Genomic DNA, 21785 nt, shown 5'->3' with positions numbered 1-21785 from the left:
GCGCTGTCTCCGCCCGCCGCCTTCGCCCGGCGCGGGTGCCGCAATCCAGAACCAGGAGATCCCGCCCGATGCGCCGTGCCCCCGCCTTGCTTTCACCACTGCTCGCGCTGACGCCCGGCCTGGCCGGCGCGGCGGAGCTCGATGGTGCGGCGCTGTCGCCGGCATGGGCCCTGCCGTTCGCCGGCACGCTGCTGTCAATCGCGCTGTTGCCGCTGCTCGCGCCGCGCTTCTGGCATCACCACTACGGCAAGGTCGTGGCGGCCTGGGCGCTGCTGTTCCTGGTGCCGTTCGCGCTGGCCTTCGGCGCGCATGCGGCGGCCGCCAGCGCCGTGCATGCGCTGCTTTCCGAATACGTGCCGTTCATCGCGCTGATCGCCTCGCTGTACATCGTGGCCGGCGGCATCTGCGTGCGCGGCAACCTGCACGGCACGCCGCGCCTGAACACCGGCCTGCTCGCGCTCGGCACGGCGCTGGCCAGCCTGATGGGCACCACCGGCGCGGCCATGCTGCTGATCCGTCCGCTGCTGCGCGCCAACGACAACCGGCGCCACGTCGCGCACGTGGTGGTGTTCTTCATCTTCCTGGTGGCCAACGCGGGCGGCGCGCTCACGCCGCTCGGCGACCCGCCGCTGTTCCTGGGCTTCCTCAAGGGCGTGGATTTCTTCTGGACGCTGCGCAACATCCTGCCCGAGACCCTGTTCATCTGCGGCGCGCTGCTGGCGATCTTCTACTTCGTCGACCGGCACTACTACCTCAACAGGGAAGAAGAATTGCCGGCCGCGGCCGATCCCACGCCGGACTCGGCGGGCATCCGCATCGAGGGCAAGCGCAATTTCGTGCTGCTGCTGGCGGTGGTCGGGCTGGTGCTGATGAGCGGACTGTGGCAGCCCGGCATCGCGTTCGACGTGATGGGCGCGCCGGTCGGCCTGCAGATGGCCGTGCGCGACGTGCTGCTGGTGGCGGTGGCGCTGCTGTCGCTGTGGATCACGCCGGCCGCGGCGCGCGCCGGCAACGAGTTCACCTGGGAGCCGATCCTCGAGGTGGGCAAGCTGTTCGCCGGCATCTTCCTGACCATCATCCCGGTGATCGCCATGCTCAAGGCCGGCGCGGACGGCGCGTTCGCCGGCGTGATCGGCCTGGTCAGCGACGCCGGCGGCCAGCCCGTCGACGGCATGTATTTCTGGGCTACCGGCATCCTGTCGTCGTTCCTCGACAACGCGCCGACCTACCTGGTGTTCTTCAATACCGCCGGCGGCGATGCCGCCACGCTGATGACGCGGAACGCCTCCACGCTGGCGGCGATCTCGGCGGGCGCCGTGTTCATGGGCGCCAATACCTACATCGGCAACGCGCCCAACCTGATGGTCAAGGCCATCGCGGAAAGCCGCGGCGTGCGCATGCCCAGCTTCTTCGGCTACATGCTGTGGTCGGGGTGCGTGCTGGTGCCGTTGTTCCTGATGATGACCTTTATCTTTTTCCACGTCCAAGCATGAGCAAGCCATCCATTCTCGTGACCCGCGCCGTCTTTCCCGAAGTGATCGACCGGCTCGCGCAGTATTTCGACGTTGACAGCAACCAGCAGGACGAGGCGCTCGACGCCGCCGCGCTGAAGGCGCGCCTGGCCGGCAAGGCCGGCGTGCTGGCCAATGCCGCGGACCGCATCGACGGCGCGCTGGTGGCGGCGCTGCCGGCGCTGCGCGCGGTCTGCAACATGGCCGTGGGCTACAACAACCTCGACGTGGCGGCGCTGACCGCTGCCGGCATCGTGGCGACCAACACGCCCGACGTGCTGACGGAAACCACCGCCGATTTCGGCTGGGCCCTGCTGATGGCCACCGCGCGCCGCGTGACCGAGTCCGAGCACTGGCTGCGCGCCGGCAAGTGGGAGCGCTGGAGCTTCGACATGTTCCTCGGCATGGACCTGCATGGCAGCACGCTCGGCATCCTCGGCATGGGCCGCATCGGCCAGGCGCTGGCGCGGCGCGCGGCGGGCTTCGGCATGCCGGTGATCTACCACAACCGCAGCCGCCTGCCCGAGGACACCGAGCGCGCGCTCAACGCGCGCTACGTCAGCAAGGCCGGGCTGCTGGCGCAGTCCGACCACCTGATCCTGGTGCTGCCGTACAGCGCGCAGAGCCACCACAGCATCGGCGCGGCCGAGCTGGCGCAGATGAAGCCGTCGGCCACGCTGGTCAATCTCGCGCGCGGCGGCATCGTCGACGATGCCGCGCTGGCCGAGGCGCTGCGCGAGCGCCGCCTGTTCGCCGCCGGGCTCGACGTGTTCGAGGGCGAGCCGCAGGTGCATCCCGGCCTGCTGGCGGTGCCCAACGTGGTGCTGACCCCGCATATCGCCAGCGCCTCGGAGAAGACCCGCCGCGCGATGGCCGACCTTGCCGCCGACAACCTGATCGCCGCGCTCGACGCCGGGCCGCAGGCGGGGCACCCGTCCTCGGTGATCAATCCCGACGTGATGGCGCGCCGCCGCTGAAGCCTGTGCGCCGCCGTGGCGCGCCATGCCGCCACGGCGTTCCCGATCCTTCCCGACCCACATGAACCTGATTTCCCTCCTGACGCTGGCGCTCGCGGCGGCCGCGGTATTGCTGCTGCTGGTATTGGTGCTGCGCGGGCGCGGCGATGGCGCCAGCCCGGAACTGGTGCGGCTGCTCGCCGAGCTGCGCGCCGAAGGCGCGCGCGGCACCGAGCGGCTCGACCGGCTCGAGCGCGAGCTGCGCACCGAGATCGCCGAGAGCGCCCGCACCGGCCGCGGCGAGGCCGGCCAGCAGATGATGCGCTTCCAGCAGGCGCTGTCGTCGCAGCTCACCAGCATCGCCACGCTGCAGAACAACCAGATCGACATGTTCGCGCAGCAGCTCGCCAAGCTGACCGAATCCAACGCCGCGCAGCTCGACCAGGTCCGGCAGAACCTGCTGGCGCAGGGCCAGCAGGCGCGCGAGGAGCAGGGCGCGGCGCTGCGCCGCTTCGGCGACGTGCTGCAGCAGCAGCTGGGGCAGATGTCGGAGGGCAACGAGCGGCGCCTGGGCGAGGTGCGCGCCACGCTCGAGCAGAAGCTCAAGGAAATCGAGGCCAACAACGCCGGCAAGCTCGATGAGATGCGCCGCACCGTGGACGAGAAGCTGCACGCCACGCTCGAGCAGCGCCTGGGCGAGTCGTTCAAGCTGGTGTCCGAGCGGCTCGAGCAGGTGCATCGCGGGCTGGGCGAGATGCAGGCGCTGGCGCAGGGCGTGGGCGACCTCAAGCGCGTGCTGACCAACGTGAAGTCGCGCGGCACCTGGGGCGAGGTGCAGCTGGAGATGCTGCTCGAGCAGGTGCTGACCAGCGAGCAGTACGCCAAGAACGTGGAGACCGTGCGCAATACCGGCGCGCGCGTGGAGTTCGCCATCCGCCTGCCGGGCAAGGACCCCGACGGCGGCGTGGTCTGGCTGCCGATCGACGCCAAGTTTCCCAAGGAGCAGTACGAGCGCCTGCTCGACGCGCAGGAGCGCGGCGACGTGGACGGCGTGGCCGCGGCCGGGCGCGAGCTGGAAGTGGCGATCCGGCGCGAGGCGCAGACCATCTCGGAGAAATACGTCTCGCCGCCGGCCACCACCGACTTCGCCATCCTGTTCCTGCCGACCGAGGGGCTGTACGCCGAAGTGCTGCGCCGCCCCGGCCTGGTCGACCTGCTGCAGCGCGACCACCGCATCACGGTGGCCGGGCCGACCACGCTGATGGCCCTGCTCAACAGCCTGCAGATGGGATTCCGCACGCTGGCGCTGGAGCGGCGCTCGAGCGAGGTGTGGAGCGTGCTCGGCGCGGTCAAGACCGAGTTCGGCAAGTTCGGCGTGGTGCTGTCCCGGACGCGCGACACGCTCGAGCGGGCCGCGCGCAACATCGAGCAGGCTGAAGTGCGCACGCGCCAGATGGAACGCAAGCTGCGCACGGTGGAGGCGCTGCCCGGCGAGGCCGCGCAGGAACTGCTGGGCCTGGAAGCGGCGCCGGAGCCGGACGGCGAGGAGGGGGAGGCCGGCTGAGTGCCGGCGCCCGCGTGACGCCCGCGACAGCGGCAGGCAGCAAAAAGCGCATCGGAACGATGCGCTTTTTTTAGGCTTGCGGCCGGGCGGAGCGGGTGGACCGGATCAAGGCAGGTCGCGGACCGTGACCTCGATGCCGCCGAAGCGCGCCGCGACCCAGTTGTAGGCCTTGCAGGCCAGCCACAGCAGGCCGAAGCCGACCAGCGCGTTGAGGATCAGCGCCGTGAACACCGTGATGCCCGGCAGGTCGCCGTAGCGGATGAAGGCCACGAACAGGCCCAGCAAGACGATAGGTACCGAGAAGCACAGGTACACCAGCACCAGCGCGCGGGCGGTTTTGACCGGGTGGAGGTACGCGATCTCCTGATTCATGACAGCTTGGGGCATAAGCAGAGTAATGTTGCGCAAGTGTATCGAATGGGTGCTGCGGCGCATAGTCCGCCACCCGCGGGGTGCGGAAATCCCCCGGTCTGATGGCTAAACAATCGTAAAACTGCGGCACAAAAACGACACCGGGCCAGCCTACATCAGCCCGTCGAACAGCATCACCTCGACTTCGTCGCCCGCGCCCACCATGCCCTGGTCGTGGCCGAGCACGATGAAGCAGTTGGCCTCGCTCATCGAGCGCAGCACGCCGGAGCCCTGCTGGCCGGTGATGCCCACCTGCCAGCCGCCGTCCGCGGCCTGCGTCAGGATGCCGCGCTGGTACTCGGTGCGCCCGGGTTTCTTGCGGATGGGCTGCGTGCTGCGCACGCGCATCAGCGGCAGCGGCGGCACCTGGGCGCCCATCTGCCGGTGCAGCGCCGCGCGCACGAAATGATAGAAGGTCACCATCACCGCCACCGGGTTGCCGGGCAGCCCGAACAGCAGCGCCTCGCGGCCGTGGGAGGCGATGCGGCCGAACGCCATCGGCCGCCCCGGGCGCATGGCGATCTTCCAGAACGTGACGTCGCCCAGCCGCGCCATGATCTGCTTCGTATAGTCGGCGTCGCCCACCGACACGCCGCCCGAGGTGATGACGGCGTCGGCATTCTCGCAGGCGCTGCGCAGCGCGGCTTCGAGCGCGTCGGGGTCGTCGCGCACCACGCCCATGTCGAGCAGGTCCACGTCCAGGCGCCGCAGCATGCCGTGCAGGGTGTAGCGGTTGGAGTCGTAGACGCAGCCCGGCCCGAGCGGCTCGCCGATCGAGCGCAGCTCGTCGCCGGTGGAGAAGAAGGCCACGCGCAGGCGCCGGCGTACCTTGACCTCGGCCACGCCGAGCGAGGCCAGCAGGCCCAGGTCGGCCGGGCGCAGGATGCGTCCGGCGGCCAGCGCGGGCTGGCCCACGGCGAGATCCTCGCCGCGCAGGCGGCGGTTGTCGCCGGCGCCCACCGCGGCCGCGTCGAAGCGGATCAGGCCGTCCCGCGCCTGCACGAATTCCTGCGGGATCACGGTGTCGCAGCCGGGCGGCATGATGGCGCCGGTCATGATGCGCGCCGCCTTGCCCGGCGCGACCGGCGGGCAGCCCGCGCCGCCCGCGAAGGCGCTGCCGGCGACCGCCAGGGCGACCTCGCCGCCGGCCGCCAGCGCGCTGCCGGCGAAGGCGTAGCCGTCCATCGCCGCGTTGTCGTGGGCGGGCACGTCCAGCGTGGAGACCACGTCCGCGGCCAGCACGCGGCCGAGCGCCGCGCGCAGGGCGACCTGCTCGGTGCCGCGCACGGGCTCGATCACCTCGCCGATGATGCGGCTGGCCTGCGCCACCGGCAGGGCGTCGGGATCGTAGTCGGACAGGCAGGAAATGACGGTTTGCAGAGATGGCATGGCTCGGTCCCGGAGAGGCAGCAACCCGGATCGTCAGCGCGCTTCCAGCGCGCGCAGCTCGTCCAGGGTATTGATATTGGCGAAGGCGCCGGCGTCTTCGAACAGCACTTCGGCAAGGCGGTGCGAGGCGGCCCAGGTCTCGATCCTGCGTCCGCCTCCGGCGAGGTATGCCGCCAGGCTGTCGCGCGCCGTCGCCGGCATCAGGCAGAACACCTGCTGGGTTTGCCGGCGGCCCGCCGCGTCGACGGTGACGGGAATGGCCATGTCGGCGCCCTGCGCTTCGATCGCCGCGGCCAGGCGCGCGGCCAGGTCGGCCGGCAGGCACGGCGAATCGCAGGGCGAGGTCAGCAGCCAGCCCGTGCGGCATTGTCGCAGGCCGGCGAGCATTCCGGCTAGCGGTCCGGCGAATTCCGGTGCCGAATCCGGCGCGGCGTCCGTCACCACCGGCACTCCGAAGGACGCATAGGCCGCCAGGTTGCGGTTGGCGCTGATCAGCACGCCGCCGACCTGGGGCGCCAGGCGCGCCAGCGTATGCGCGGTCATGGGCGTGCCGCGGAACGGCTGCAGGCCCTTGTCGGTCCCGCCCATGCGGCTGCCCCTGCCGCCGGCGAGGATCAGGCCGGTGATGTCGTCGCGTGGAATCATTGAATGGAAGCCGGTTGGTGGCGTGCGGCGCGGTCGCATCCCGCGGTTGCGTCCCGCGTTGCGCCTCGCAGTTGCGTCCTTATCCGCCGATATAGGACATCTCGATCTTGCTGTCGGCGCGCGCGTGCCGCACGGCGGGGTCGCCGCGCTGCTCCGAGTAGTGGTCGGTGCGGGCCTGCCAGACCCGCGCGATGGCGTTGGCGATCTCCAGGTCGCCGTGCGGGCCGCGCAGCAGCGCGCGCAGGTCGTGGCCCTCGGTGGCGAACAGGCACAGGTAGAGCTTGCCTTCGGTCGACAGCCGGATGCGGCTGCAGTCGCCGCAGAACGCGCGCGTCACGCTGGAGATCACGCCGATCTCGCCGGCGCCGTCGCGGTAGCGCCAGCGCTCGGCGGTCTCGCCGCTGTAGTTGGCGGCCACGGCGTCGAGCGGGAAGGCTTCGTGGATGCGGCGCACCACCTCGGCCGAGGGCAGCACCTCGTCCATGCGCCAGTGGTTGCTGGCGCCCACGTCCATGAACTCGATGAAGCGCACGATGATGCCGCTGCCGCGGAAATGCGCCGCCATCGGCACGATCTCGGCATCGTTGGTGCCGCGCTTGACCACCATGTTGACCTTGATCGGCGCCAGGCCGGCGGCCTGGGCGGTCTCGATGCCGTCGAGCACGTCGGCCACGGCGAAGTCGACGTCGTTCATGCGGCGGAAGGTGGCGTCGTCGATGGCGTCGAGGCTCACGCTCACGCGGGTCAGGCCGGCGTCGCGCAGGGCGCGGGCCTTGCGCGCGAGCAGGGAGGCGTTGGTGGTGAGGGTGAGGTCGAGCGGCTTGCCGGCGGGGGTCTCGATGCGGGCGAGCATCTCGACGAGTTTCTCGATGTTCTTGCGCAGCAGCGGCTCGCCGCCGGTGAGGCGGATCTTCTCGACGCCGTGCGCGACGAAGAGGCGGGCGGCGCGCTCGATTTCCTCGAAGCTGAGCAGCGCGGAGTGGGGCAGGAAGGTGTAGTCCTTGTCGAAGACTTCCTTGGGCATGCAGTAGACGCAGCGGAAGTTGCAGCGGTCGGTGACGGAGATGCGCAGGTCGTGCAGCGGCCTGCCGCGGGTGTCGGCAACCAGTCCCGAGGGCGCGGCGAGCACGTCCGGGATGACGGGCATCATCGAGCGGTAGCGATGGTCGCGCAGGTCGAAGATGGGGATGACGGTTTCGGTCATGGCCTGGGGTGGGGGCGAAGGCGGACAGGCGGGGCTGGTTGCGGGTGCTGTCCTCGGGCGCCGTATTGGGGCGCTATATCGTGGGGCGCCATCGGGGGCGCCATCATGCTGTCATTCTAGCCGAGCCTGCGCCCGCGCCGTTGCCGCCGGGCCGGACGGGCGCCAACGCGGCGTGCGGATATGAAAAAAGGGACGGCATCGCCGTCCCTTTCCTTGTTGCCTGGCGAAGCCGCTTATTCCTGCGGCGTCGTTTCCTTGGCGGCGGGCGCCGTCTCGACCAGCACCATCGGGCCTTCCGGCAGCGGCGGCAGCGGCTTGCGCTCGCGCACCACGCGCGGTGCCGGCGGGAGGCTGGCGGCGGCTTCCTGCGCCGCGCGCAGCTTGCTGCTGTCGGTGTTCACCCACTCCAGGCCGGCGGAGGCGAGCATCGGCTGCAGGTTTTCCAGGCTTGCCGGGGCCGCTGCCGGGGCAACGGCGGCGGCCACCGGGGCAGGCGCTGCCACGGGTGCTGCTACCGGCACTTCCACCGGGGCGGGCGCCTGGACAACGGCTTGCGCCACGGGAGCCGGTGCGGCCGGCTGCGGCGCGTAGGCGGCCGGGCTGGCGGCCACGGTTTCCTCCGCGGCGGTTTCAGCCACCGGCGCGGGCGCCGCGGCTTCGACGGGCTCGGCCACCGGGGCGGCCAGCACTTCGGCCGGCAGCACCGTCGGCGCCGCCGCAACTTCGGCGACCTCGGCGGGCTGATAGGCCGGGGCGCTCGGCACCGGCTCGGCGGCCACGGCGGCCACGGATTCGGCCACCACCGCTTCGACGGTCTCGACGACCTCGACGGTCTGGACCGCGGCGGCCGGGGCTACGGCTGCCACGGCTACCGCTTCGCGCGGCTCGGCTGCTTCCTCGCCCTCGGCACCTTCGGCGCCCTCGGCGCTCTCGGCGTTTTCCCCGGCCTGCACGCTGTCGTCGCGTTCGCGGCGATAGCGGTTGCGGCCACGGCGGTTGCGGCGGCGGCGTTCCTCGCCTTCGCTGCCTTCGCCGTTGGCGGCGCCTTCCGGCGCTTCCTGCAGGTCGGCGCGTGCGTTGTCGGCCTCGTCGCGCTGGATCGCCGGCGCGGTCACGGTAGCCACGGCGGCGCTGGCGGCTTCGGCTGCCAGGCCTTCGCCGTTTTCGTCCTCACGCGGTGCCTCGCCGCGCTCGCGCTGGCGTTCGCGCTGGCGCTCGCGGCGCTCCTGGTTGCGGTCGCGGCGGCCTTCGCCACGGCCTTCGGTGCGCTCGGCTGCGGCGCCTTCGGGCTGCGGGCGTGCCGGCTGGGCTTCCAGCGCGGCCTGGCGCGGGGCGCGGCCGTTGCGTTCGCCGCGCTCGCCGCGTTCCGTGCGTTCGCCACGTTCGGCACGCTCGCCGCGCGCTTCGACGCGCTCACCGCGCTCGCCACGTTCCTGCGGCGCGCGCTCGCCGCGCTGGCCGCGGCCCTGGCGGTCGCCACGCTCGCCGCGTTCGCCGCGTTCGGCACGCTGGCCGCGCTCGCCGCGGCTTTCACCGCGTTCGCCACGCTGGCCGCGTTCGCGGCGGCTGTCGCCGTTGCGCTGTTCCGACTCGGCCGGCTTGGCGGGTTCCACCGCGGGAGCCGCCGGCTTGGCGCCGAACAGGCCCTTGAGCCAGCCCATGAAGCCGCCGCTGGCCACCGGCTGGGTGGCCGGCACCACCGGGCGGGCCACCGGCGGCTCGACGCGCGCGGGACGCTCGGGGCGCGGCACCGACACCGGCGCCGGCTGCTCGGGCGTGATGCCCTTGACGGCGGCTTCCTGGCGCGGCTTGGCGTCTTCCTTCTTGCGGCTGCTGTAGCTGGTGTCGGCTTCCAGTTCCTTGGCGGCGGCCTCGGCCATCTTGTAGCTGGCGGTGCTGTCTTCCAGGCGCGGGTCGTCGTGGCGCAGGCGCTCGAGCTTGTAGTGCGGGGTCTCGAGGTGCTTGTTCGGGATCAGCAGCACGTTGACCTTGAAGCGCATCTCGATCAGGTTGATGTCCTGGCGCTTCTCGTTGAGCAGGAACGCGGCCACTTCCACCGGCACCTGGCAGTGGATGGCGGCCGTGTTCTCCTTCATCCCTTCTTCCTGGATGATGCGCAGCACCTGCAGCGCGGAGGATTCGGTGTCGCGGATGTGGCCGGTGCCGTTGCAGCGCGGGCAGGTGATGTGCGAGCCTTCCGACAGCGACGGGCGCAGGCGCTGGCGCGACAGCTCCATCAGGCCGAAGCGGCTGATCTTGCCCATCTGCACGCGGGCGCGGTCATGGCGCAGGGCGTCCTTGAGGCGCGTTTCCACGTCCTTCTGGGCCTTGCTGGCTTCCATGTCGATGAAGTCGATCACGATCAGGCCGCCCAGGTCGCGCAGGCGCAGCTGGCGGGCGATCTCGTCGGCGGCTTCGAGGTTGGTGCGCAGCGCCGTTTCCTCGATGTCGGCGCCCTTGGTGGCGCGCGCCGAGTTGACGTCCACCGAGACCAGCGCCTCGGTGTGGTCGATCACGATGGCGCCGCCCGAGGGCAGCATGACCATGCGCGAGTAGGCCGATTCGATCTGGTGCTCGATCTGGAAGCGCGAGAAGAGGGGCACGTCGTCCCGGTACTTCTTCACGCGGTTCATGTTGTCGGGCATGACCACGCTCATGAAGGCGCGGGCCTGCTCGTAGATTTCGTCGGTGTCGATCAGGATCTCGCCGATGTCCGGCTGGAAATAATCGCGGATGGCGCGGATCACCAGGCTGGATTCGAGATAGATCAGCAGCGGGGCCTTGTTGTCGCCGGCGGCGCCGTCGATGGCCTTCCACAGCTGCAGCAGGTAGTTCAGGTCCCACTGCAGTTCCTCGGCCGAGCGGCCGATGCCGGCGGTGCGGGCGATGATGCTCATGCCGTCGGGGACGGTCAGCTGGCCCATCGTCTCGCGCAGTTCCTGGCGGTCCTCGCCCTCGATGCGGCGCGACACGCCGCCGCCGCGCGGGTTGTTGGGCATCAGCACCAGGTAGCGGCCGGCCAGCGAGATGAACGTGGTCAGGGCCGCGCCCTTGTTGCCGCGCTCTTCCTTCTCGACCTGGACGATCAGTTCCTGGCCTTCGTGCAGCGCGTCCTGGATGCGCGCGTTGCGCACGTCCACGCCTTCCTTGAAGAAGGCGCGCGCGACTTCCTTGAACGGCAGGAAGCCGTGGCGCTCTTCGCCGTAGTTGACGAAGCAGGCCTCCAGCGACGGCTCGATGCGGGTGATGACGCCCTTGTAGATATTGCCCTTGCGCTGTTCGCGCCCGGCAGCCTCGATGTCGATGTCGATCAGTTTCTGACCATCGACGATGGCGACGCGCAATTCTTCCTGCTGCGTCGCGTTGAACAACATGCGTTTCATCGCATTACCTCACTCCAATGCCGCGGATTGCACCGGCATGCGGTGCCCGCAGCGTTCCGTGGAGCACGCGAGGGAGCGAGCGAGGGCGCGAGAATTGCCAAAAGCGCCGGCGCGCCGACAGGCGCGGCCCGGCTGGGCGCGGGTGAAAGAGAGGTAACGACGTCGAAGCGCCGTCCGCATGGTCGGAGAGAACGCCGGCGTGCTGCTCTGCGCAGCGTTTCCGGCGGGTTTCCGGCTGGCATGGGCGGCGGCGCGGGCGCAAAGGGCGCCGGTCGCACCGCGGCCGGCCGCGGAAGGCCTAGGACGCGTCAAAGAGCAAGTTTGTCGACACGGCAATGCTGCTTCGCTACCTGACATCTCCTGGCGGGCGCACCTACTACTTCTTGGAGTTCTGCGACCGGGCGCCGGTAATAAACCAGTCAGGCGGCGTCTGAAGCATGCCGGCGGCACCGTTTCCCGGTGCGGGCGGGACTTCTCTCACCAGAGCGGATGCCAACAGGGCATCCGCGATCAAATTCTGTTCTACCTGAACACTCTTCCCACGTGACCGCCGTCAGCGCCGAAGTCGCCTTCGGGCAACTTCCTGCGCGGGCGATACCGTGCGTGCTGCGTTTTTGCCGCCATTCACCAGCCGCGGGCTCGCGGGGTACGCAAAGAAGCGGGAGGCTGGCAGGGCTGGCGGCAACCCAAAGTGTAAAATACGACGAATCGCCTACACCTGACTTGCGCTGCCGGTCTTTGGCCGGGACAGCGAGGAAATTATATTGAAAATGAATGAGTTACGCCATCAAATTGAAAAAGAGGTGCGGGCCGCCGCGGCCGCACCCCAGGTGGCGTATATAACAATTGGCGAAGAGGCCGAGGGCCAGCGCATCGACAACTTCCTGCTGAAGCTGTCCAAGGGCGTGCCCAAGAGCCATGTCTACCGCATCCTGCGGTCCGGGGAAGTGCGCGTCAACAAGGGCCGGGTGGATGCCACCTATCGCCTCTGCATGGGCGACATCGTGCGCATTCCTCCGATGCGCGTGGCGGAAAAGGCATCCGATCATGCCCGTTTCGTGCCCGCGGCCAGCTTTCCGGTGGTATTCGAGGACGAGCACCTGCTGGTGATCGACAAACCGGCCGGCGTGGCCGTGCATGGCGGCTCGGGGGTGGCGTTCGGGGTCATCGAGCAACTGCGCCGCGCGCGCCCGCAGGCGCGCTTCCTCGAACTGGTGCACCGGCTCGACCGCGAAACCTCTGGCCTGCTGATGCTGGCCAAGAAGCGCAGCGCGCTGGTCGGCCTGCACGAGCAGATCCGCGGCAACGCGCTCGACAAGCGCTATTTCGCCTGCGTGGCCGGCCATTTCGACAACGCCCGGCAGCACGTGAAGCTGCCGCTATATAAATACACCACGGCCGACGGCGAGCGCCGCGTGCGGGTCCAGGACGACGGCCTGCCGTCGCACACCATCTTCAACCGCCTGGAAGTGCTGCCCGGCTTCACGCTGCTGGAGGCGGAGCTGAAGACCGGCCGCACCCACCAGATCCGGGTCCACCTGGCGCATTCGGGCTTTCCCATCCTCGGCGACGAGAAGTACGGCGACTACGGCCTGAACAAGGCGCTGGCCCGCAGCGGCGCCAATCCGGGCCTCAAGCGCATGTTCCTGCACGCGCACAGCCTGACCTTCACGCACCCGGCAAGTGGCGAGAGCGTCACCGTCACCGCCCCCATGCCGCCGGAATGCGAAGCCTTCCTGCAGCAAGCCCGCAACCAGCGCGCCCACGACTGAGGCGCCGACAAGGAAATCAATGGCCAGGCAACGTTTCGACCTGATCGTGTTCGACTGGGATGGCACCCTGATGGATTCCACCCCGACCATCGCCAAATGCATACAACTGGCCAGCCGCGACCTTGGCCTGCCGGTGCCCGACGACAGCGCCGCCAGCCACGTGATCGGGCTGGGGCTCAAGGATGCGCTGTCCTACGCCGTGCCGACGCTGGACCCGGCCGACTATCCCAAGCTGGCCGAGCGCTACCGCTTCCATTTCCTGACCCGCGACGCGGAGCTGGTGCTGTTCGACGGCGTGCGCGAGATGCTCGAGGCATTGCATGCGCAGCACTACTTCCTCGGCGTGGCCACCGGCAAGACGCGGGTGGGCCTGCAGCGCGCGCTGCAGGCCACCGGCCTCGGGCCGCTGTTCGACGGCACCCGCTGCGCCGACGAAACCTTCTCCAAGCCGCATCCGGCCATGCTGCAGGAACTCACGCGCGAGCTCGGGCAGGAGATGGAGCGCACCGTGATGATCGGCGACACCACGCACGATCTGCAGATGGCGGCCAATGCCGGGGCCGCCGGCATCGGCGTGGGCTACGGCGCGCATCCGGCGGATGCGCTGCGCGCGATGGCGCCGGTGCACTGCGCGGCCTCGATCGCCGACCTCAAGGACTGGTTGCTGACGCATGCCTGAGACACCATTGGCGATAGCGGCGGGCGCGCGCCGGCTGTGCGCGGCGCAGGACCTGGCTGACGGCGGCGCCGGCGTGCGCTTCGTGGTCGGGATCGGCGGTCGCCAGGTGGGCGCCTTCGCGGTGCGCTTCGACGGCGCCGTGCACGGCTACCTGAACCAGTGCGCGCACGTGCCGATGGAGCTCGACTGGCAGGAAGGCCAGTTTTTCGAGTCCTCGGGCCTATACTTGATGTGCGCCACACATGGCGCGATTTATGCACCGGACAGCGGGCTGTGCGTGGGCGGTCCTTGCCGCGGCGCGTCGCTGTCCCGGCTGCGCGTGGAAGAGCATGACGGCAGCGTCTACTGGGTGCCGGAAAGCCCCTACGAGGCACCCGCCACGCCGTCCGCCTAGCCCGCCCTCACCGACAACCAAGAGCGAACCAAGAGCCAACTGCATGACTGAACAGCAAAAACCGCCGCAGGACGAAACCGGCAAGCCGCAGGAGCCGGCCGGGTCCGCCGGCGAACGGCTGGAAACCGCCGCGCACGCCGATTTCCCGCTGGAGCAGGACCTGCGCGCCGGCGACGACGCGGCCCGGCGCGAAGCCGGCGAGCGCCGCGCGCGCCTGGCGGGCGGCGGCAGCGGCCCGGTGCCGACCGGCGCCGGCTGGGAGCGCGACGTGCTGGAGAAGGTGCTGATGGCCACCCTGCGCGAGCAGCGCGCCGCGCGCCGCTGGCGCATCTTCTTCCGCTTCGTGGGCGTGGCGCTGTTCGCGCTGGTCTTCTTCGCGATCTTCGACTTCAAGGGCGACGGCAGCATCACCGCCACGTCCGGCCGCCACACGGCGATGGTGTCGCTGGACGGCGAGATCGCCGCCGGCACGCCGGCCAGCGCCGAATCAATCAACGCCGCGCTGCAGGCGGCGTTCGCCGACACCAATGCCGCCGGCATCATCCTCAAGATCAACTCGCCGGGCGGCTCGCCGGTGCAGGCCGGCATGATCAACGACGAGATCCACCGCCTGCGCACGCTCTACCCGAACAAGCCGTTCTACGTGGTGGTGGAGGAGATCTGCGCCTCGGGCGGCTATTACGTGGCCGCGGCGGCGGACAAGATCTACGTGGACAAGGCGAGCATCGTCGGCTCCATCGGCGTGCTGATGGACGGCTTCGGCTTCACCGGCCTGATGGACAAGCTCGGCGTGGAGCGCCGGCTCTACACCTCCGGCGCCAACAAGGGCATGCTCGACCCGTTCTCGCCGCAGGTGCCGCGGCAGAAGCAGTACGCCGAGACCATGCTCAAGCAGATCCACCAGCAGTTCATCGACGTGGTCAAGGAAGGCCGCGGCGACCGCCTCAAGGACGACCCGGACCTGTTCTCCGGCCTGTTCTGGTCCGGCGAGCGCAGCATCGAGCTGGGCCTGGCCGACGGCCTGGGCAACGCGGACTACGTGGCGCGCGACCTGTTCAAGGCCGAGGACATCGTCGACTACACGGTCAAGGAAAACATCGCCGAGCGCGTGGCCAAGCGCTTCGGCGCGGCGATGGGCACCGCGGCGATGAAGACCATGCTGTTCGGCACGCGCCTGCAGGCGATTCACTGAGCAGACGAAGGCGCAAGGAACGGAAACGGGGCGGCGACGCCCCGTTTTTTCGTTTGCAGGCTGCCCGGATGCCGGTCAGCCCGCCAGCAGCGAGAAGATGGCCGGGCGCTTGTGCAGCGCCAGCCGTTCGGGGCGCCATTCGGCGATCGGCAGCGTGACGATGGTCTCGCCCGGCAGCGTCAGGTCCACCGCGATCGACAGCATGGTGGTGCCCGCGCAGTGCTGGCGCAGCGCTTCGAGCAACTGGCCGTTGCGGTAGGGCGTCTCGATCCAGACCTGGGTCTGGTGCGCCTTGCGCGAGAGCTGTTCCAGCTCGCGCAGGCGCTGGGCGCGCTCGCCCGCGTCGACCGGCAGGTAGCCGTTGAAGGCAAAGCTCTGGCCGTTCAGGCCGGAGCCCATCACCGCCAGCAGGATCGAGCTGGGCCCCACCAGCGGGCGCACGCGCACGCCCCTGGCATGCGCCAGGCGCACCAGGTTGGCGCCGGGGTCGGCCACCGCCGGCACGCCGGCCTCGGACAGCAGGCCGCCGTCGCGGCCCGCGCGGATCGGGGCGAGCAGGGCGGCGAGCGCGTCGTCGCGCGTGTTGACGTTGAGCTCGCGGATCTCGATCTGCTGGACCGGCCTGGCCAGCGGGCAGGTCTCGCCGAGCTTTTTCAGGAAGGCCCGCGCGGTCTTGGCGTTTTCCGCCACGAGGTAGTCGAGCCGGGCCGCGATCTGCTGCACGCCGGCGGGGATCACGTCCGGCAGCGGGTCGCTCTCGTCGCGCTTGCCCAGCGTGTTGGGGATCAGGTAGAGGATGCCGCTCATGCTTGGTTTCCGTCGTTGTCTTGGTTGGCGCGCTCAGTGCTGGAAGAGCGGGTAGCCGGCGTGGCGCAGCATGGTGGTCAGCGCGATCAGCGGCAGGCCCACCAGCGCGGTGGGGTCGTCGGATTCCATGTGCGACAGCAGCGCGATGCCGAGCCCCTCCGACTTGGCGCTGCCGGCCACGTCATACGGGCGCTCGAGGCGCAGGTAGGCTTCCAGTTCGTCGTCGGGCAGCTCGCGGAAGGTGGCGCGCGTCTGCACGTCGGCCAGCTGCGCTTCGCCGGTGCGGCCGTCGAGCAGGCACAGCGCGGAATGGAAGGTGACGGTGCGCCCGCGCATCAGCCGCAGTTGCGCCAGCGCCTTCTCGTGCGAGCCGGGCTTGCCGATCTGCGCGCCGTCGAGCGTGGCGACCTGGTCGGAGCCGATCACCAGCGTGCCCGGATGGCGCCCGGCGATCTCCTGCGCCTTGGCGCGCGACAGCCGCAGCGCGGTGGCCTCGGGGCTTTCGCCGGCGAGCGGGGTTTCGTCGATGTCCGGCACCGCCACCGCGAAGGGAATGCGCAGGCGCTCCAGCAGCGCGCGGCGATAGGGCGAGCTGGAGCCGAGGATCAGGGCGGGGCGGGAAGGTTGCGACATAAGTAATTGAGTGGAAAGGGAAAGCGGCGTATTGCCGTCTTCCAAATTTTTGACCGCGGACGAAAAATCGACGTATAATCGTGTGTTTAGCCGAGCAAGTCCGGCGCATCGCTGTGCGTATACTGTGCGTACCCGTGTATACCGCCCGCGGTTTGCGGCTCCGGGGCCATGTTCCGCGCCGCCAATGCGCCCCAGTGCGCCGGAAGCGGCCGGCGGCGCCGGCGAGGCACGACGAACGGCACGACAAGACATGACCCAGCCGACCCAGCCGATTGACCCGCGCGCGCTTGATCTCTTCGCGTTCTGCCGCGCTGGCGGCGAGGCCGCCGGCGAAGTCGCGGCACGCGATTTGCCGCGCATCATAGCCGAGACCGCGGCGCAAGCGCCAGCATCGGCGGCGGATGAAGTGTTCGCCTATGCGCTTTCCGGCTTTGTCGAGGAAGAAGAGGGCGAGCCCGGCGCGCCGGCCACGCGGCGGCTGTTCGTCGACCTGACCGTGGACGGCCGCGTGTGGCTCGATTGCCAGCGCTGCCTGCGGGTGTTTGCGCAGGACATCGCCACCGACATGTGTTTCGAAGTGGTGGCCAGCGAGGAAGAGGCCGATGCGGCATCGATGGACGACGACGAAGTCGACGTGATCGTCGGCGCCCGGCGCTTCGACCTGCTGACGCTGATTGAAGATGAAGTGCTGCTGGCCCTGCCGGTGGCACCCAAGCACGACGTCTGCCCCGAGGTGCACGAAAGCCTCGTCACCGGGGCGGACGGTCTGGCGGAACCCGAACCCGAGGAACCGCCGGAAGAAGAAAAACGGCCTTCGCCCTTTGCGGCGCTGGCCGGCCTGAAGACGAAGCACTGACGCCGGTCCGCCGGTATTCAGGCAGCGTCCGCAAGGCACCAGGATCAGCATCCGGCCGGGCCCGGCTACGCCTCGTGCGGGATGCGTGTGTTACCATTGAAAAATTCTCGAAGGAGTCATCATGGCAGTTCAACAGAACAAGAAGTCGCCGTCCAAGCGCGGCATGCACCGTTCGCACGATCATCTGTCGGCCGCGCCGCTGGCGGTGGAACCGACCACGGGCGAAACCCACCTGCGTCACCACGTGAGCCCGAACGGCTACTATCGTGGCCGCAAGGTCATCAAGACCAAGAACGACTGACAGATCGTTCGGCGTGACTTTGCGTCTCGTACGCGCACGTTGGTAGGTCGAAAACAAAAAAGCGGCAAAATCGTTGCCGCTTTTTTGTTGCGCGCTCGCAGCGCACCGCAGTGCAGGCTTCCGGCCTTCAAGTCATGCCGATAGGCGCTTGTGCACCAGGAAACAATGACGATCAAACTAGCTATCGACTGCATGGGTGGCGATCACGGCGTTGACGTGACGATCCCGGCAGCGATCAGTTTTCTCTCCAGCCACAGCGACGCCGAGGTGGTGCTGGTGGGCCTGCGCGACAGCATCGAGGCGCAGCTCGCCAAGCTGCAAGCGCTCGACCATCCGCGCGTGCGCGTCGTGGCCGCGACCGAAGTCATTACGATGGACGACCCGGTCGAGGTGGCGCTGCGCAGGAAGAAGGATTCCTCGATGCGCGTGGCCGTGACCCAGGTCAAGGAGGGTCTGGCCGACGCCTGCATCTCGGCGGGCAACACCGGCGCGCTGATGGCGGTGTCGCGCTACGTGCTCAAGACGCTCGAAGGCATCGAGCGCCCGGCGATCGCCACTTCCATTCCCAACGAGCAGGGCTGGGGCACCACGGTGCTCGACCTCGGCGCCAACGCCGACTGCGGGCCCGAGCACCTGCTGCAGTTCGCGCGCATGGCCGAGGCGATGGTCGCGGTGGTGGACCACAAGGAACGCCCCAGCGTCGGCCTGCTCAACATCGGCGAGGAAGTGATCAAGGGCAACGACGTGGTCAAGCGCGCCGGCGAGCTGCTGCGCGCTTCGGAGCTCAATTTCTACGGCAACGTGGAAGGCAACGACATCTTCAAGGGCACCACCGACATCGTGGTGTGCGACGGTTTCGTCGGCAACGTCGCGCTCAAGAGCAGCGAAGGCCTGGCCAAGATGATCGGCAACATGATCAAGGAAGAATTCACGCGCTCGTGGTTCACCCGGCTGCTGGCGGGCCTGGCCATGCCGGTGCTCAAGCGCCTGTCCCGGCGGCTCGACCCCGCGCGCTACAACGGCGCATCGCTGCTGGGCCTGCGCGGGCTGGTGATCAAGAGCCACGGCTCGGCCGACGCGCACGCTTTTGAGTGGGCCATCAAACGCGGGTATGATGCGGCCAGTAATGGTGTGATCGCTCGCACCATTCAGGCTTTCGCCAACAAGTCAGGTAACAGCACTCCGGCTTCCGGCCCGCAGTCAGGTGCCCAGGATCCTAGTCCAAGCCCGTACGCCGCCTGAGGTTCTGATGCAGATGCCGCGGGCGACGACCCGTGGCCACACGATCGATCCGACACTACATGACAAGCTACGCAAAAATCATCGGGACCGGGAGCTATCTGCCTCCGCGGCGTGTCACCAATCAAGAACTCGCGGCGCAACTGGCTGAGAAGGGCATCGAGACCAGCGACGAATGGATCTTCTCGCGCAGCGGCATCTCGGCGCGCCACTGGGCCGAGCCGGACGTCACCAGCAGCGACCTGGCCGTCAAGGCCGCCGAGCGCGCGCTGGAAGCCGCCGGCATCGACCGCCAGAGCATCGACCTGATCATCGTGGCGACGTCCACGCCGGATTTCGTGTTCCCGAGCGCCGCCTGCCTGGTGCAGCAGAAGCTCGGCATCACCAACGGCTGCGCCGCGTTCGACATGCAGGCCGTGTGCTCCGGTTTCGTCTACGCGCTGTCCACGGCCGAGAAGTTCATCCGCAGCGGCTCGCACCGCAACGCGCTGGTGATCGGCGCGGAAGTGTTCTCGCGCATCCTCGACTTCAATGACCGCACCACCTGCGTGCTGTTCGGCGACGGCGCCGGCGCGGTGGTCCTGTCGGCGTCCGAGGAACCCGGCATCCTGTCTGCGGCGATGCATGCCGACGGCAGCCACGTCGACATCCTGTGCGTGCCGGGCAACGTGTCGGGCGGCAGCATCACCGGCAATGCGTTCCTGCACATGGACGGCCAGGCGGTGTTCAAGCTCGCGGTCACGGTGCTCGACAAGGTTGCCCGCGAGGCGCTCGCCGGCGCGCAGTTCCCGGCCGAGAAGATCGACTGGCTGGTGCCGCACCAGGCCAACATCCGCATCATGCAGAGCACCGGCAGGAAGCTCGGCCTGCCGCCCGAGCGCATGGTGGCGACCGTGCACGAGCACGGCAACACCTCGGCCGCCTCGATCCCGCTGGCGCTGGACGTGGCGGTGCGCGACGGCCGCATCCGCCCGGGCCATCACGTGCTGATGGAAGGCGTGGGCGGCGGCTTCACCTGGGGCGCGGTGCTGGCGCGCATGTGACATCCGGCGGCGCCGCGGCGCCGCCACGCCGCTGCGTTTTTCGCGGTGTTCCTCTTTAAGATTCGATTGCGATGAAATTTTCCTTTGTATTCCCCGGCCAGGGCTCGCAGGCGGTCGGCATGCTCAATGCGTTCGCCGACAACGCCGTCGTGCGCGCCACGCTGGAAGAAGCCTCGGCCGCGCTCGGGCAGGACCTGGGCCGCCTGATCGCCGAAGGCCCGGCCGAGGAACTGAACCTCACCACCAATACCCAGCCGGTCATGCTGACCGCGGCCGTGGCGATCTACCGCGCGTGGATCGACGCGGGCGGCGCGGCGCCGGCGCTGGTGGCCGGCCACAGCCTCGGCGAGTATTCCGCGCTGGTGGCCGCCGGCGTGATCCCGTTCGCCGAGGCGGTGCCGCTGGTGCGCTTCCGCGCGCAGGCGATGCAGGAAGCCGTGCCGGTGGGCGAGGGCGGCATGGCCGCCATCCTCGGCCTGTCCGACGACGACGTGCGCGCCGCCTGCGCCGAGGCTTCGGCCGCGGGCGTCGGCGTGGTGGAAGCGGTGAATTTCAACGCGCCGTCGCAGGTGGTGATCGCCGGCAACAAGGCGGCCGTGGAGAAGGCCTGCGAACTGGCCAAGGCGCGCGGCGCCAAGCGCGCGCTGCCGCTGCCGGTGTCGGCGCCGTTCCACTCGTCGCTGCTCAAGCCGGCGTCGGACCGCCTGCGCGAGCGCATGGCCGGCATGGCCTTCGGCGCGCCCGCCATTCCCCTGGTCAACAACGTGGACGTGGCCATCGTCAGCGACCCGCAGGCGATCAAGGACGCGCTGGTGCGCCAGGCCGCGGCGCCGGTGCGCTGGGTCGAGTGCGTGCAGAAGATGGCCGCCGAGGGCGTCACCCACGTGATCGAGTGCGGCCCCGGCAAGGTGCTGGCGGGCATGACCAAGCGCATCGACGGCAACCTGACCGGCGGCGCGATCTTCGATCCGGCCTCGCTGCAGGACACGCTGGCGCTGCTCAAGTAAGGCAAGAAAGGACCAACGCTATGACGAAAACTCTGGAAAACCAGGTCGCGCTGGTAACGGGCGCCTCGCGCGGCATCGGCCGCGCCATCGCGCTCGAGCTGGCTGCCCAGGGCGCCACCGTGATCGGCACCGCCACCAGCGAGGCGGGTGCGGCCGCCATCGGCGAATACCTGGCCGCGGCCGGCGGCACGGGCCGCGGCGCGGTGCTCAACGTCAACGACGCCGCGGCGTCCGAGGCGCTGATCGACGGACTGGTCAAGGCGCACGGCGGCCTCGGCATCCTCGTCAACAACGCGGGCATCACGCAGGACCAGCTCGCCATGCGCATGAAGGACGAGGACTGGAGCGCGGTGATCGAGACCAACCTGACCGCGGTGTTCCGCCTGTCGCGCGCGGTGCTGCGCCCGATGATGAAGGCGCGCGGCGGCCGTATCATCAACATCACCTCGGTGGTCGGCTCGACCGGCAACCCGGGCCAGATGAACTACGCCGCCGCCAAGGCCGGCGTGGAAGGCATGAGCCGCGCGCTGGCGCGCGAGATCGGCAGCCGCAACGTGACCGTGAACTGCGTGGCGCCGGGCTTCATCGACACCGACATGACCAAGGTCCTGTCGGATGAGCAGCACGCGGCACTGAAGACCCAGATCCCGCTGGGCCGCCTCGGCCAGCCGGAAGACATCGCGCATGCGGTGGCTTTCCTGGCCGGCCCCCAGGCAGCCTACATTACCGGTACGACGCTCCATGTGAATGGTGGCATGTACATGAATTGATCACGTTTCACGGCGGACGGTTTCGAGGG

At 69.4% G+C, this 21785-nt stretch carries 20 protein-coding genes; 13 read left to right on the top strand and 7 right to left on the bottom strand.

From position 1 onward, the window contains the following. Window positions 1-68 precede the first annotated feature (68 nt). The 3 genes from ACWTPI_RS13625 (at window position 69) to rmuC (ending at window position 4031) form a co-directional block, all read left to right on the top strand. The gene (locus ACWTPI_RS13625; protein ID WP_059411367.1) at window positions 69-1493 is read left to right on the top strand and encodes a sodium:proton antiporter; all 1425 of its coding nucleotides are present in this window, start codon (window positions 69-71) and stop codon (window positions 1491-1493) included. Beyond that, complete coding sequence (locus ACWTPI_RS13620; RefSeq protein ID WP_020206060.1) at window positions 1490-2488, top strand: 2-hydroxyacid dehydrogenase; 999 nt, start codon at window positions 1490-1492, stop codon at window positions 2486-2488. The genes ACWTPI_RS13625 and ACWTPI_RS13620 overlap by 4 nt, the downstream gene beginning before the upstream one ends. Window positions 2489-2549: 61 nt before the next feature. Further along, on the top strand, window positions 2550-4031 hold the full coding sequence (gene rmuC, locus ACWTPI_RS13615) for a DNA recombination protein RmuC (RefSeq protein WP_454731891.1): 1482 nt from the start codon (window positions 2550-2552) through the stop codon (window positions 4029-4031). Window positions 4032-4136: 105 nt separating this feature from the next. Here the strand turns inward: rmuC and ACWTPI_RS13610 are convergent, their stop codons facing one another. The 5 genes from ACWTPI_RS13610 to ACWTPI_RS13590 form a co-directional block, all read right to left on the bottom strand. Then, complete coding sequence (locus tag ACWTPI_RS13610) at window positions 4137-4403, bottom strand: hypothetical protein (RefSeq protein WP_020206062.1); 267 nt, start codon at window positions 4401-4403, stop codon at window positions 4137-4139. Between the two features lie 150 nt (window positions 4404-4553). Beyond that, window positions 4554-5831 (bottom strand): molybdopterin molybdotransferase MoeA, encoded by a 1278-nt coding sequence (gene moeA / locus ACWTPI_RS13605; protein ID WP_059411369.1) that lies wholly within the window; start codon window positions 5829-5831, stop codon window positions 4554-4556. Between the two features lie 33 nt (window positions 5832-5864). Next, window positions 5865-6476, bottom strand: a complete 612-nt coding sequence (gene mobA, locus ACWTPI_RS13600) for a molybdenum cofactor guanylyltransferase MobA (RefSeq protein ID WP_454731890.1) — start codon at window positions 6474-6476, stop codon at window positions 5865-5867. A 79-nt stretch (window positions 6477-6555) separates the two neighbouring features. Continuing rightward, entirely contained in the window at window positions 6556-7680 is a 1125-nt protein-coding gene (moaA, locus tag ACWTPI_RS13595) for a GTP 3',8-cyclase MoaA (protein ID WP_454731889.1), read from the bottom strand. 233 nt (window positions 7681-7913) lie between these two features. After that, on the bottom strand, window positions 7914-11063 hold the full coding sequence (locus tag ACWTPI_RS13590; RefSeq protein WP_454731888.1) for an Rne/Rng family ribonuclease: 3150 nt from the start codon (window positions 11061-11063) through the stop codon (window positions 7914-7916). A gap of 770 nt (window positions 11064-11833) precedes the next feature. Here ACWTPI_RS13590 and ACWTPI_RS13585 point away from each other — a divergent pair. The 4 genes from ACWTPI_RS13585 to ACWTPI_RS13570 are packed head-to-tail and all read left to right on the top strand — an operon-like array spanning window position 11834 to window position 15100. Then, window positions 11834-12835 (top strand): RluA family pseudouridine synthase, encoded by a 1002-nt coding sequence (locus ACWTPI_RS13585; RefSeq protein WP_029044048.1) that lies wholly within the window; start codon window positions 11834-11836, stop codon window positions 12833-12835. Between the two features lie 19 nt (window positions 12836-12854). Beyond that, complete coding sequence (locus tag ACWTPI_RS13580; RefSeq protein ID WP_020205097.1) at window positions 12855-13514, top strand: HAD-IA family hydrolase; 660 nt, start codon at window positions 12855-12857, stop codon at window positions 13512-13514. Next, the gene (locus tag ACWTPI_RS13575; protein WP_454731887.1) at window positions 13507-13908 is read left to right on the top strand and encodes a Rieske (2Fe-2S) protein; all 402 of its coding nucleotides are present in this window, start codon (window positions 13507-13509) and stop codon (window positions 13906-13908) included. The genes ACWTPI_RS13580 and ACWTPI_RS13575 overlap by 8 nt, the downstream gene beginning before the upstream one ends. A 43-nt stretch (window positions 13909-13951) precedes the next feature. Continuing rightward, on the top strand, window positions 13952-15100 hold the full coding sequence (locus tag ACWTPI_RS13570; RefSeq protein ID WP_059415492.1) for a S49 family peptidase: 1149 nt from the start codon (window positions 13952-13954) through the stop codon (window positions 15098-15100). Between the two features lie 75 nt (window positions 15101-15175). Here the strand turns inward: ACWTPI_RS13570 and ACWTPI_RS13565 are convergent, their stop codons facing one another. Together ACWTPI_RS13565 and ACWTPI_RS13560 are read right to left on the bottom strand one after the other, a co-directional pair. Beyond that, window positions 15176-15907 (bottom strand): SAM-dependent methyltransferase, encoded by a 732-nt coding sequence (locus tag ACWTPI_RS13565; RefSeq protein WP_020205100.1) that lies wholly within the window; start codon window positions 15905-15907, stop codon window positions 15176-15178. 33 nt (window positions 15908-15940) lie between these two features. Next, a complete protein-coding gene (locus ACWTPI_RS13560; protein WP_454731886.1) occupies window positions 15941-16540 on the bottom strand; it encodes a Maf-like protein in 600 nt (199 codons plus the stop codon). 250 nt (window positions 16541-16790) lie between these two features. Here ACWTPI_RS13560 and ACWTPI_RS13555 point away from each other — a divergent pair, with 250 nt between their 5' ends. The 6 genes from ACWTPI_RS13555 (at window position 16791) to fabG (ending at window position 21756) form a co-directional block, all read left to right on the top strand. Next, complete coding sequence (locus ACWTPI_RS13555; RefSeq protein ID WP_454731885.1) at window positions 16791-17396, top strand: YceD family protein; 606 nt, start codon at window positions 16791-16793, stop codon at window positions 17394-17396. 121 nt (window positions 17397-17517) lie between these two features. Next, window positions 17518-17697, top strand: coding sequence for a 50S ribosomal protein L32 (gene rpmF / locus ACWTPI_RS13550; protein WP_010814675.1), 180 nt, complete (start codon window positions 17518-17520; stop codon window positions 17695-17697). 165 nt (window positions 17698-17862) lie between these two features. Further along, window positions 17863-18939 carry a phosphate acyltransferase PlsX gene (plsX, locus tag ACWTPI_RS13545; RefSeq protein WP_029044050.1) on the top strand — a complete coding sequence of 359 codons (1077 nt, stop codon included), beginning with the start codon at window positions 17863-17865 and terminating at the stop codon, window positions 18937-18939. 59 nt (window positions 18940-18998) lie between these two features. Next, window positions 18999-19979, top strand: a complete 981-nt coding sequence (locus ACWTPI_RS13540; RefSeq protein ID WP_020205104.1) for a beta-ketoacyl-ACP synthase III — start codon at window positions 18999-19001, stop codon at window positions 19977-19979. Between the two features lie 71 nt (window positions 19980-20050). Beyond that, window positions 20051-20986, top strand: coding sequence for an ACP S-malonyltransferase (gene fabD / locus ACWTPI_RS13535; protein WP_020423891.1), 936 nt, complete (start codon window positions 20051-20053; stop codon window positions 20984-20986). A gap of 20 nt (window positions 20987-21006) precedes the next feature. Further along, window positions 21007-21756, top strand: coding sequence for a 3-oxoacyl-ACP reductase FabG (gene fabG / locus ACWTPI_RS13530; protein ID WP_020205106.1), 750 nt, complete (start codon window positions 21007-21009; stop codon window positions 21754-21756). The last annotated feature ends 29 nt before the right edge of the window (window positions 21757-21785 follow it).

It is taken from the genome of Cupriavidus ulmosensis (genome assembly GCF_977008105.1).
The sequence above is the reverse complement of the archived record's forward strand: the minus strand, read 5'-3'. Positions and strand labels throughout refer to the sequence as shown.

Bases quoted from the DNA above. Each gene is read 5' to 3' on its own strand.
- ACWTPI_RS13625 (WP_059411367.1), top strand. From the start codon at position 69: ATGCGCCGTGCCCCCGCCTTGCTTTCACCACTGCTCGCGCTGACGCCC.
- ACWTPI_RS13620 (WP_020206060.1), top strand. From the start codon at position 1,490: ATGAGCAAGCCATCCATTCTCGTGACCCGCGCCGTCTTTCCCGAAGTG.
- rmuC (WP_454731891.1), top strand. From the start codon at position 2,550: ATGAACCTGATTTCCCTCCTGACGCTGGCGCTCGCGGCGGCCGCGGTA.
- ACWTPI_RS13610 (WP_020206062.1), bottom strand. From the start codon at position 4,403: ATGAATCAGGAGATCGCGTACCTCCACCCGGTCAAAACCGCCCGCGCG.
- moeA (WP_059411369.1), bottom strand. From the start codon at position 5,831: ATGCCATCTCTGCAAACCGTCATTTCCTGCCTGTCCGACTACGATCCC.
- mobA (WP_454731890.1), bottom strand. From the start codon at position 6,476: ATGATTCCACGCGACGACATCACCGGCCTGATCCTCGCCGGCGGCAGG.
- moaA (WP_454731889.1), bottom strand. From the start codon at position 7,680: ATGACCGAAACCGTCATCCCCATCTTCGACCTGCGCGACCATCGCTAC.
- ACWTPI_RS13590 (WP_454731888.1), bottom strand. From the start codon at position 11,063: ATGAAACGCATGTTGTTCAACGCGACGCAGCAGGAAGAATTGCGCGTC.
- ACWTPI_RS13585 (WP_029044048.1), top strand. From the start codon at position 11,834: ATGAATGAGTTACGCCATCAAATTGAAAAAGAGGTGCGGGCCGCCGCG.
- ACWTPI_RS13580 (WP_020205097.1), top strand. From the start codon at position 12,855: ATGGCCAGGCAACGTTTCGACCTGATCGTGTTCGACTGGGATGGCACC.
- ACWTPI_RS13575 (WP_454731887.1), top strand. From the start codon at position 13,507: ATGCCTGAGACACCATTGGCGATAGCGGCGGGCGCGCGCCGGCTGTGC.
- ACWTPI_RS13570 (WP_059415492.1), top strand. From the start codon at position 13,952: ATGACTGAACAGCAAAAACCGCCGCAGGACGAAACCGGCAAGCCGCAG.
- ACWTPI_RS13565 (WP_020205100.1), bottom strand. From the start codon at position 15,907: ATGAGCGGCATCCTCTACCTGATCCCCAACACGCTGGGCAAGCGCGAC.
- ACWTPI_RS13560 (WP_454731886.1), bottom strand. From the start codon at position 16,540: ATGTCGCAACCTTCCCGCCCCGCCCTGATCCTCGGCTCCAGCTCGCCC.
- ACWTPI_RS13555 (WP_454731885.1), top strand. From the start codon at position 16,791: ATGACCCAGCCGACCCAGCCGATTGACCCGCGCGCGCTTGATCTCTTC.
- rpmF (WP_010814675.1), top strand. From the start codon at position 17,518: ATGGCAGTTCAACAGAACAAGAAGTCGCCGTCCAAGCGCGGCATGCAC.
- plsX (WP_029044050.1), top strand. From the start codon at position 17,863: ATGACGATCAAACTAGCTATCGACTGCATGGGTGGCGATCACGGCGTT.
- ACWTPI_RS13540 (WP_020205104.1), top strand. From the start codon at position 18,999: ATGACAAGCTACGCAAAAATCATCGGGACCGGGAGCTATCTGCCTCCG.
- fabD (WP_020423891.1), top strand. From the start codon at position 20,051: ATGAAATTTTCCTTTGTATTCCCCGGCCAGGGCTCGCAGGCGGTCGGC.
- fabG (WP_020205106.1), top strand. From the start codon at position 21,007: ATGACGAAAACTCTGGAAAACCAGGTCGCGCTGGTAACGGGCGCCTCG.